The organism is Methanocella sp. (assembly GCF_035506375.1).
Lineage (GTDB): Archaea > Halobacteriota > Methanocellia > Methanocellales > Methanocellaceae > Methanocella.
Window position 1 is genome coordinate 17,697 of sequence record NZ_DATJPM010000047.1, and the last position, 11,013, is coordinate 28,709.

General features: G+C 52.6%; 5 protein-coding genes. 4 read left to right on the top strand and 1 reads right to left on the bottom strand.

Annotated features, from left to right (window positions below; genetic code table 11):
• Positions 1-7: 7 nt before the first annotated feature.
• A complete protein-coding gene (locus VMC84_RS06240) occupies positions 8-4,885 on the bottom strand; it encodes a Calx-beta domain-containing protein (protein WP_325379119.1) in 4,878 nt (1,625 codons plus the stop codon).
• Positions 4,886-5,265: 380 nt separating this feature from the next.
• Here VMC84_RS06240 and hxlA point away from each other — a divergent pair, with 380 nt between their 5' ends.
• The 4 genes from hxlA (at position 5,266) to wecB (ending at position 10,553) form a co-directional block, all read left to right on the top strand.
• Complete coding sequence (gene hxlA, locus VMC84_RS06245) at positions 5,266-6,552, top strand: 3-hexulose-6-phosphate synthase (RefSeq protein WP_325379120.1); 1,287 nt, start codon at positions 5,266-5,268, stop codon at positions 6,550-6,552.
• Positions 6,553-6,727: 175 nt separating this feature from the next.
• Positions 6,728-8,209, top strand: coding sequence for a DUF362 domain-containing protein (locus tag VMC84_RS06250; RefSeq protein WP_325379121.1), 1,482 nt, complete (start codon positions 6,728-6,730; stop codon positions 8,207-8,209).
• Between the two features lie 260 nt (positions 8,210-8,469).
• Positions 8,470-9,474, top strand: a complete 1,005-nt coding sequence (locus VMC84_RS06255) for a glycosyltransferase family 2 protein (protein ID WP_325379122.1) — start codon at positions 8,470-8,472, stop codon at positions 9,472-9,474.
• Between the two features lie 2 nt (positions 9,475-9,476).
• Positions 9,477-10,553: a non-hydrolyzing UDP-N-acetylglucosamine 2-epimerase gene (gene wecB, locus VMC84_RS06260; RefSeq protein WP_325379123.1), complete on the top strand. Its 1,077-nt coding sequence runs from the start codon at positions 9,477-9,479 to the stop codon at positions 10,551-10,553.
• The last annotated feature ends 460 nt before the right edge of the window (positions 10,554-11,013 follow it).

Genomic DNA, 11,013 nt, shown 5'->3' on the forward strand with positions numbered 1-11,013 from the left:
TTATCGTTTACGGTATCTCCACCCAATAGCCCCTGTCAGGCTCCAGTGTTATAATATGCGGATAGTGCTGATTGAAATAGTCCGTGGGGACCGGAGAATAATAAACCCAGTTCTGGGCGGCCTCGTTCCATCCCCAGATCGTCGACGCCCCGGTATAGGTCGTCACCGGCGTCGGGCTCACCCCAGTGGGACACACGAGGTTCCAGCCTTTGATAAGCTTTACGTCGGAGATAGGCGAAGTGCCGGACGTGCGGCCGATGACCGAAAAGTTACATGCCCCCGCCACCTCGACCCAGTAGCCTCTTCCCACCTCCATTTGCCCGATATGGGGGTAGTGTTGGTTGAAATAGTCCGTGGGATCGGGCGAATAATAGACCCAGTTCTGGGCCGTCTCGTTCCATCCCCAGACCTCCATTATGTTCGCCCTGACATCTTCCGGGAAATACTCGGGAACGCTCGAGTCCGATACATTCAGCGGCACGGATATGAGGTTCCATCCCTGTGCCAGGTTGTAATTCATCACGTGCGTCGTATTTACGATCGTCACAATCGTATGATCCGGGACTCCGAGCGTGGACCCGTCCGAAGGGCTACTAAGCATGACGTTGAACGTCACGTTCGATCCCATCCGGCCGATCATGATGGGGATGCCGATCGTCTGGCTCATCTCGCCGTGCATGAAAGTCAGCGTGCCGCCGGTGGCAGTGTAATTCACTCCCGCGACGGCCGTACCGTCGCTCGTATTGTACTGGACGGTGACGGGAGAGGTAAGATCGTTGAGGCGATCGACGACGATATATACGGTACTATTGCGGTCATCCACACTATATGCGGTCGAGCCCATTGAGATGATCGAGCCATCGGTCTCCCGTACCGTCACGGACGTATTGTTCGGCATACCGAGCAGGGCGCCGCCCGTCGGGTTGCTTAAGGCGATGGTAAAAGCCTTATCCGGCCCAAAGACGTTATCGCTCAAGATAGGTACCTGGAATGTGCGGGTTAGCACGCCCTGGCTAAAGCTCAGAGTCCCTGCCGCTGCGCCATAATCGATGCCGGATAGGGCAGTTCCGTTTGCCGTCGCATAGCTGACGCTCATTGTACCGGGGGCATCGATGTCCCGGGTCACGTTAATGGTGAGCGATCCGCCGTTCTCCGCTACAGTGTAGGATGAAGCGTTAAACCGGAATGAGGGCGCCGGGTCGCTCTCGTTGATGAACGCGGTCGTGGTGTTATTCGGCCCTAACCGTGCAGCGACCGGATTTTTCAGTTGTATAATAAAATTTTTCTGAGTGCCGAAGTATCCATCGCTGTGAATAGGAACCCTTATGGTCATACTCATGTTGCCTTCGGGGAACGTTAGAGTGCCCTGCGAGGCATTATAGTCCAGGGGACTCGTCGCCGAGCCGTTAAGCGTTTGATAATCGACGGTAGCGTTAATCCGGGAATCATTCGTCCGCGTTACGTTGACGAGTATGGAGCCGTCGGATTCGTTACAGTAATACCGGGACGCATTAAACTCCAGCACGGGCAGCGGGTCCTCTTCACGGATCGTCACGTTCGCCGTCGAAGGGGTACCATGGATCACATAGCCGGTCACATTATCAATCATGACGCTGAAGGACCGGTCGGGGCCGTATTTGTGGTCGTCCAGTATGTTGACGGGGACCGTAATGCTGGTGACGTTCGGCGGGAAGTTCAGGATGCCCTTCAGGGGCATGCCGGGCGTCGCGTTATAGTCGGCATCGGGCAGCGCGGTGTCGCCCGCCTTCCCGATCGTATAATTCACCGTGAATGGGGTCAGCGGGCTATTATTCCGGGAAACGGCGATGACGCTTGCCGTACCGTCGGTCTCGTTCACATAATAATTTGCGGCCGTGAACTGTACCGTAGGCTTCGGGTCTGTATCCGCGATGGTCACGCTCGCGGTCGTGTTCAGCCCATAATTCGTGCCGGATGGCGGCGGATTTGTCAGCACGACGTTAAAGCGCCTGTCCCCCATGTAGGAGCCATCGTTGATGATGTTAATACCTGCAAGGCCCCACGATTGATAGGGCGGGATGATGATCGAGCCGCTTACGGGCGAATAATTGCTTCGATTCCCATAGTCTATGCCGGCCATCGCCGTATCGTTGCTCGTCGTAAAATTGACGCGGGTTGTGAACGCGATTTTTGCCGTGCTCGAAGCGTTGACGTAGACGATCCCCGCGCTCTCATTCACACGATAGGCGGTGGCGTTGAGCTCGATCACGGGGGGCGCGTCGACTTCTGTGATTGTGATGGCCGCCGAGGAGATGCCACCTATGATCGCACCGCCCGTTGGGTTTGCGAGGCCGATAGTCAGCGACTTATTCGGGCTCCATGCTTGGTCATTGTGTATCGGTATGGTAATCGTCTGGCTCATCATGCCCTGAGGGAACGTAAGCGTGCCGTGGGTATCCGTATAATCGATGGGCGCCATGGCGGTGCCATCATGCGTCGCATAATCGACGGTCACGGGGCTTAACGCATCGTTCATTCGCGTAACGTTGATCGCCACGGAGCTCGTATTCTCATCGACCGTCAAGGCGGAAGTGTTGAATTGAAGCACCGGGGCAGGATCGGTCTGGTTGATGATGACCATGGTGGACATCTGCATGCCGATGTCGGCATTACCGGTCAGGGGCGGACACAGGAAGATGCCGAACCGGGCTTGGGGTGAAGTACTAAAGTTATTGTCATGAATCAGGGGTACGGATATAGTCTTGGAATATTCGTAACTGTTAAAGGTCACCACTCCGCTGGAATTCACATAGCCCATGCCCTCCTTTGCCCCGTCCGCGCCCGAGCCGTCGACCGTGTACCAGTGAGCGGAAGCCGAATCGGTCGTATCGTATGTTTTTACAACTGTGATCACGGCCGTCCCGTCGGTCTCATTGACGTATTGGGCATTGTACTTAAAAGCGATGTCCGGCCCGTGATCGGCCTCGAGGATGGTAACGTTCGCCGTGGCATACTGGGGATAAATGTATGCGCCGTTGACAGGATTCGACAGATCCACGTAGAATTGTTTATCCTGAACTGAATAAACGCCGTCGTCGTGGACCGGGATTGAAACGGACTTGCTCATCTCGCCTTTGCCAAAGCTGACGACGGTCCCGTAGGATGTATAATCCCGGGGAGGGACGGCCGTGCCCGGCCGCGTCCGTAGCGTAACGCCCACCTGGATTTCCGAATCGTAATAGCGGAAAAGGTTTACCGTTACGGCCCCGGAATTTTCATAAGCGGTGTAATCCGTAGGATAAATGCCGATCCAGGGTGCCGGGTCCTGGTCGATGATATTGACTGTCGTCATGTTCTGCGTGGCGCTCAGGTTCGCATTTACCGGGGATGATAAGGTGACCGTAAAATTCTTTGGAATGGGGCCGCTGTAAAGGTTATCGTCCAGGATGGGTATCGTGATATCGCTGGACACAACGCCCGCCGGGATTATGAGCGAATATGGGTTGGGCGCGGGGGCCTGATAGTTGGTCCCGGCTTTGGCGGTCCCGTCGGCAGTTGTATAATCCACTTTGACGTCCGAGCTCGCATCACCTAGCCGGTCGATGGTTAAAACCACCCAGCCATTATTCTCGCCAACGGTATATGATAAGCTATGGAACTGTAATACTGGCAGGGTTGGCGACGGAGAAGCTGACGGGGAAGGAGACGGAGAAGGCGATGGAGAAGGTGTAGGAGGCACAAACCCGTTATAGTTCACCGCGGCATCGGCCTGCACACGGCCAAAGCCATCATTGTTATTGGGTATGGGATCCGCCATGTACTTAGCCGTCGTCTCCAGGATATAGCAAATCTGGTTCGGGGTCAGTGTACGATTCTTCTGGAGCATGAGCGCCACGACGCCCGCGGTCATGGGCGTGGCCATCGAGGTCCCACTCGCCATCGTGTAATATTGGTTCACGGGTGATCCCATGCTGGTGCCGCTTGCCCGGGCGGAAATGACGTTCACTCCAACGTTGAGCACGTTTGGCTTTACCCGGCCGTCGCTGGTCGGCCCCCGGGAGCTAAAGTCGGCGAGATTATCGGTTTTATCGACCGCACCGACGGTGATCGAATTGATCGCGTCCCCCGGGCACAGTATGGTTCCATTGGTCGGGCCGTTATTTCCAGCCGCCGCAACTACGGTCACGCCCTGCCACACGGCATTGTTCACCGCATCGTCCATCGATTGCGTGTGGGGGCCGCCCAGGGATAATGAAATGACATCCGCATGCTGGGCGACGGCCCATTCAATGCCCTGGATAATATCGGACGCATAGCCTCCGCCTAAGTTATTGAGCACCTTGACCCCGATCAGGCTGGCCCCCGGCGCCACGCCCGTATACAGGCCACCCGAGGCATTTCCCGTTCCCGCGATAATGCCGGCGCAGTGCGTACCATGCCCGTGGTCATCGTAGGGCGTCGCATTGTTATGGTTAACGAAGTCGGCCCAGGCCACGATCTTGCCATTATTCAGGTCGGGATGGCTGCCGTCGATGCCAGTATCGATGACGGCCACTTTTATGCCCGATCCATTATATCCCTCGGCCCATACTTTGTCCGCGCCGATCTGGGGGATGGCCTGGTCTAATAATGCGTGTACTTGTGTGTCCTTTTCCACGTATTTCACGTTAGGCAATGCGCTCAGCATACTTACCTGGGAATCCGGCATTTTAACGGACATTCCATTAATGATACTGTATCGATGCGTAACCTGGCCCCCGTGTGACATAATATAACTCGACGCAGTACCATAGAGCGATTCGGTCGTCATGCCGGGAGAATCCCTGAAGACGACGATATATGTGGATACCCCGGAAGAATTGGCAATGGACGGGATGGCACTGTCCTGGGCGTGTCCGGGCACCACTGCAACGAGTAACAAAAAGATTAGAAATATCGATATAATAGGCCTGAAGGTCCTGGATATAAATGTCAATTGATTCATGGATATACGATTACCATTAACTCCCCGAATCATGGTATTCACGAGCCCCGAAATGTATACGACAGAAAGATCCTGAAAAACCGGCCCCCCGGTCAACTCCCATTATCGTATGCTATCTTAGGACTTTTATAACGGGCGATTGATGATTAATCAATCGCAAATATAAAACATAGAGTCACATAGGCGATTATAGAATAATTTTCAGTATTTAGGAAACCGTATAAATAATTTTATCTATATAGTATCAGTAATAAATTCGAAACATTTATCCCCCAATCAATGAAGTAATAACTTGACCTATCATGAAACCCATTTTGCAGGTCGCCCTCGATGAAGTTGAGCTCGCCAGGGCGGTAAATATCGCCCGCGAGGCCGTCGCCGGAGGCGCCGATTACCTGGAGGCCGGCACGCCGCTCATCAAGAGCGAAGGCATGAACGCGGTACGCACGCTAAAGGAAGATTTCGGGGACCACGTGGTCGTGGCTGACATGAAGATTATGGACACGGGGGCCATCGAAGCCGAAATGGCCATTAAGTCGGGCGCCGGCGTGGTCACCATCCTGGGGGCCTGCGATGACTCCACGATACAGGACGCCGTCCGCTCCGCGGGAAGATACGGAGGTAAGCTCATGGTCGACCTGATTAACGTCCCGGATCCCGTGGCCCGGGCGAGGCGCGTTCAGGAACTCGGGGCCAACATCGTGTGTGTCCACGTAGGCATCGACCAGCAGATGGTGGGAAAGGACCCGCTGGATATCCTCAAGGAAGTGCGGAAGGCAGCCTCTATCCAGATCGCGGTCGCCGGCGGACTAAATGCCGACTCAGCGGCGACGGCCGTGGCCCTGGGGGCGGACATCGTCATCGTGGGCGGTAATATAACCCACGCTAAGGACGTGACCGGCTCCGCCCGGCGCGTGCGCCAGAGCATCGACGCGGCCGGAAAGCAATACATCGTCCAGGAAAAGAAGTCATTGGACGAGGAGACCCGCGAGCTTTTCATGCAGGTCACGACGCCGAATATCTCGGACGCCATGCACAGGGCGCCCGCGATGCGGGACGTGAAGCCCTTATACGAAGGCATCAAGATCGCTGGCCGGGCGGTAACCGTGCAGAACTTCCCCGGCGACTGGGCGAAGCCCGTGGAGGCTATCGACCTGGCCCAGAAGGGAGATATCATCGTCATCTATAACGGTAGCAACTACGTGGCCCCCTGGGGAGAGCTGGCATCGAGGAGCTGCCAGCAGAGGGGCGTCGCGGGCGTGGTCATTGACGGGGCCATCCGGGATATCGACGACATTAAAAAGATCAAGTTCCCGGCCTTCGCCTCGGCGAGCGTGCCCAACGCGAGCGAGCCGAAGGGCATGGGCGAGATCAACGCGGACATTACCTGCGGCGGCCTGACCGTGAGGCCGGGCGACTGGATCATCGGCGATGACTGTGGTGTCATGGTTGTGTCAGCGGAGCACGCCTATGAGATCGCACGGCGGGCGCTGGAGGTCAAGAAAACCGAGGATAGGCAGAGGACCGAGATTGAGAGGGGTAAGACACTCGCCCAGGTCGTAGACCTCCACAAGTGGGAAAAGAAATAGACTGCATAATTCGCCGTAATTCGGCGACTTACATTCATTTTTAATTATTGGATATTGTAGTAGCTAACTTTATAAACTTTTATTATATTATGCATATTAACAAATAGTTTAAATATTAATTAATTGTATAATTAATTCTAGTAGTGCAGTCCATTAGGATGCAAGAGCTGATACAATGAGAGTCGTGATCATTAAAGACCCGGCTGTCGATTATTGTAAGGATGCCCCGTTCCACCCGCAGGTAAAATACCCGGAATATCCGTTCAATGAAACTAGTATGCAAAACTCGTGTTACGATGAAGTAAGGAACCTCCTTTACAAGCTGGGCATGGACAAAGATAATTTTAATAAGCCCTCGTGGAACCCACTCGGGGACATCGTGAAGCCCGGGGATAATGTATTCATCAAACCGAACTTCGTCAATAATATAAACCCTGTCGGCAGTGTCGAATGCATGATCACCCAGGGGTCGGTGATAAGGGCGGTCCTCGACTATGTTTATATCGCATTAAAAGGCCAGGGCGGGGTCACCATCGGCGATGCCCCCGCGGTGGAGACAGATTTCGACGAGGTAATACGGCTGACGGGAGTGGGTAGCATCGCCGAATATTACAGTGATAAAAGCTTGAGGCTCGACATCATCGACCTGCGCGCAGAACAAGGACAGACCAGGCTTGGCCGGTTACTGGTCAAGCCGCTGAAGGGAGACCCACTGGGCTATTCCGTCGTTGACCTCAAAAATAATTCGGAACTGACAGATATTAAGGGCGACATAAAAAAATTCCGGGTCAACAATTATGATATACGCTATATGAGAGAGCACCATGACAGTTCGAAGAACGAGTATTGTATCGCCAACAGCATACTAAATGCGGACGTGATCATTAACCTCCCGAAATTGAAAACGCACAACAGAACCGGCATTACGTGCTCCCTTAAGAATTTCGTCGGGATAAACGGGTATAAGAGCTGGCTTCCCCATCATAGGGCCGGGTCCAGAGAGGATGGCGGTGACGAGTACGAGCATAGGGACGTGCGGAAGGATATGATCATCCGCATCTATGACCGGATATCGTCCACTAAGCGGAAATACGAAATCCCTCCTCTGTGGGGCTGCATATTGTTATTGAACATCTCGAAAATGGTCATCCCTTACAAGGACGATTTCTTTGATGGAAGCTGGCACGGGAACGATACTATTCCCCGAACCATATCCGACTTAAACAAGATTGTCCGCTATGCCGATAAAGCTGGAACCTTAAGGGATACGCCGCAGCGTAAAATGTTCATTCTGGTGGACGGCATCATTGCCGGAGAAAAAGAGGGACCGCAATCGCCCAGCGAAAAGAAATGCGGCATACTCGTCGCGGGCTATAACCCGGTGGAAGTGGACATTGTGTGCAGCAGGATCATGGGCTTCGACTACAGGAAAATGGTGATGTTCCGGCATGCGATGGGCAGAAAAAGATATACATTATTCGAGGGGAACCCCCGGGATATTGAGATCGCAGCGGACAATTGCCGAAGCCTGGATGATATCTACGATGCCTTTGGCTGTGACTTCATGCCCCCTCTGGGATGGCGCGGGCATATCGAATATGTAAGAGAAGAAAAGGCCAAAGCACTGGTTAAAGTATCTCCCATCGCCAGTAAATAACTCATTGGCCGCGAGAAAATGTCTTTTTTTGTGTTTTATTACGAGGCGATATATGAAAATAATTTAAAATAACGGGTTTATTTATATATCTAATGTTATATAAACAATTGAATGGTAAGCCCATGGTACAAAACACAATCCTTCCGTGGTGGTTTTATTAACAGTCATAGGTATGAAATTGCATTTGCCACTTGCCGTAAAATTATGAATAAAGAGAATGGTAGTCCGACTACCATTTTAAATTACGAGGCTGGTAACATATGAGCTCCGGCGTCATGAATTACGAGAAAAAAGGCTATGGCAGGATGATGGTGCCTACGCCCGAAGCTTATGATAGCGGGATAAACCGCCGTATATCCCCATATCGGGGGATCATCGTTGCTATACCCGCCTTTAACGAAGAGGTCGCCATCGGGAGTATCGTGATCTTATCGCTAAAGTACGCGGAGACGGTGCTGGTGATCGACGACGGCTCTCACGATAATACGTCAGAAATTGCCCGGATGGCAGGCGCCGAGGTCATCAGGCACGACGTTAACCAGGGAAAGGGAATGGGCATTAAGGAAGCGTTCCAGTTCGCGAAGGAACGGAACGCCAAGGTGCTCGTGCTCATAGACGGCGATGGCCAGCATAACCCGGATGAGATACCATTGCTGATCAAGCCCATTCTAAGCGGTGAGGCGGATATTGTCAATGGCTCGCGGTTCATCGTCAAGAACGGGCACCAGGTGCCGAAATACCGGAGAGTCGGCCAGGAAGTCCTGACCGCTGTCACGAATTTAGGGAGCAAGCGCAAGGTCACTGACAGCCAGAACGGGTTCCGGGCATTTTCCGGAAGGTCCTTCGACTGCTTTTCTTTCGAGAATACTAACATGGCCATCGAGAGCGAGATGCTCATTGATGCGGCCTCCGCAGATATGCGGATCAAGGAGGTTCAGATCTACGTCCGTTACGATGTGGCCGGCTCGACCTATAACCCGATCGTCCATGGGCTGTCGGTGCTAGTAACGACCATTGCCATGATATCCAGGAAAAGGCTTTTATTGTTTTTCGGGACGCCCGGCATTGCATTTCTATTGTTGGGAGTACTACTCATATTCTTTGAGATCAACACCGTGAACATTACGCCGAACGCTACAATATTATACGGGACCACGGGCGTGCTCTCCATTGTAATGGGAATATTATGCCTGTTCTCGGGCGTCATTTTGTCATACATCCAGTCAGTGGTAACGAGATTGACCCGCGCCATCAAGGAAGGATAAGAATGATCGCGGTCATACTGGGCACGCGCCCCGAGATAATCAAGATGTCGCCGGTGATCCGGGAATGTGAGGCTAAAGAGCTTGACTTTTTCATTCTTCACACGGGACAGCACTACTCCTACGAGATGGATAAGATGTTCTTCGACGAGCTGGAGCTTCCCCTTCCCTGGCATAACCTCGAAATAGGCTCGGGCAGTCACGCGGAGCAGACCGGCCGTATACTGGCAGGCGTAGAGAGGGCGCTCGTAGAAGAGAGGCCGGATATCGTCCTTGTGCAGGGCGATACAAATACGGTCCTTGCCGGCGCCCTGGCCGCAAAAAAACTGCATATCAGGGTTGGCCACATTGAAGCGGGCCTGCGAAGCTTCGATCGCAGTATGCCGGAGGAGGTCAACCGTGTCGTTACAGATCATATTTCTGATTATCTGTTTGCCCCGACAAAGACCGCGGAGACTAATCTTTTAAATGAAGGGATCGACCGGGATAATATTCACGTTATGGGCAATACAGTCGTCGATGCCCTGTATCAGAACCTGGAGATATCCCGGAAAAAGTCTGGAATCCTTGCTGAGCTCGGCCTGAAGCCAAAAGAGTACTTCTTAGTGACCGCCCACCGCCAGGAAAACGTCGATTCTGAGGAGAGGCTGAAAAATATCATTGAGTGTCTAAGACTTATCCATAACAAATACTCGTTGCCGGTCATATTCCCTATGCACCCGCACACTGTGAAGAGAATTGACGAGTTTGGCATCGATACTGAGGATATTAATGTCATCAAGCCGCTTGGGTATCTGTCGTTCCTCCAGCTCGAGGCTAATGCCCGGCTGATCCTGACCGATTCAGGAGGTATCCAGGAGGAGGCATGTATCCTGGGCGTTCCTCTGGTGACGTTGAGAGATAATACGGAGCGGCCGGAGACGCTGGACGTAGGATCGAACGTAGTAGCGGGGACGGACCCGGTTAAGATCTTCGAGTCGGTCGGATGGATGATGCGTAAGGATAACCGATGGAAGAATCCGTTCGGGGACGGCGATTCGGCAAAAAGGATCGTTCGATTACTACAAGCGGAACAGAACTGAGCCTTTTCTATCCGGCATTATTATTGAGTTTCACTGGATGGGTGTGTATACTTCATACAATGATTTGTTTATTCGTATTTTCGCCTTAAGCTGATTTGTCTGATTTCACAACACTAAAAGATAATTAGTGTTTTTAGTAATTCCGTGTTTGTTTAGTGGTTCTTTGCCATATTTTCCACTTTCACACTGCCCGCCGGTTTTTCAACACGAAAACACGAATTCTTTTATATCCCACGTAAGGGGCACGAAAATCACTAAGGTCCATGCCTGGCGCTTAAAACACGAAACAACCTCCCGAATGAACACCAAACCACCAAAGGATTGAACCACGAGGACGGCATGAAATTAATGCTTTCTCTAGTGTTTCAAATAATTAGTGATGTTCGTGCCCTTCGGGAGGTTGTTTGGTGTTTTAACGTGAAAGCATCTACTTTAGTGCGGTTCGTGCCCCTTACGTGGG